The sequence below is a fragment of the Nocardia fusca NBRC 14340 genome, assembly GCF_001618425.1.
GTDB lineage: Bacteria > Actinomycetota > Actinomycetes > Mycobacteriales > Mycobacteriaceae > Nocardia > Nocardia fusca.
Window position 1 is genome coordinate 1 of record NZ_BDCU01000104.1, and the last position, 670, is coordinate 670.

At 71.0% G+C, this 670-nt stretch carries 1 protein-coding gene; it reads left to right on the forward strand.

Going from position 1 to position 670, the window contains the following annotated elements; all coding sequences use genetic code 11:
• The first annotated feature begins 99 nt into the window (after positions 1-99).
• Positions 100-564: an MmyB family transcriptional regulator gene (locus NF4_RS36025; protein ID WP_232330815.1), complete on the forward strand. Its 465-nt coding sequence runs from the start codon at positions 100-102 to the stop codon at positions 562-564.
• The last annotated feature ends 106 nt before the right edge of the window (positions 565-670 follow it).

Below are 670 nucleotides of genomic sequence, written 5' to 3' on the forward strand. Positions count from 1 at the left end.
GCCCGGACGTCGTGCCGTCGCGGGTCATCCCCAGTGTGCAGCGGCTGCTCGACCGGCTCGCACACGCCAGTGGTGGTCTACGACGCCACTTGGACGCTCGTGCTTGCCAATGCGCCGTACCGCGCGCTCATGGGCGACACGACCACCTGGCGCGGGCTGGAGCGCAACGCCGTCTGGCGCAACCTCACCCGGCTGCCCTCGCGGGTCGTGCACACCCCGCGCGAACAGGCCGAACACGAAGCCCGGCTCGTGGCCGACCTGCGCCTGACCGCGTCGCGCTACCCCGCCGACCGCGCGCTGCGGCGCCTGGTCGCTGACCTGGCCGGCAGTAGCGCGCGGTTCGCCGAACTCTGGGACGTCGAAGCCCCGCCGTCCCTGGCCGCCCCATCCCGGCGCAAGACCATCGACCACCCAGCGGTCGGCCGGATCACCCTCGACTGCGACACGCTGCTCGTTGCCTTGGACGACCTGCGTATCAGCGTCTACACCGCCGAGCCCGGCACCGAGGACGCCGACCGCCTGGCCCTCGCCGCAGTCCTCGGCACCCAGTCGCTACAGCTCTGAGCACAAATGTTCGGAAGTGTCAGGTGGGACGCCGTCGGGCGTCCGGCCGGGTTTCTACCTAACATCCGCTCATAGCCGCATACCGCGCTTGTCGAAGCGGGTCGGC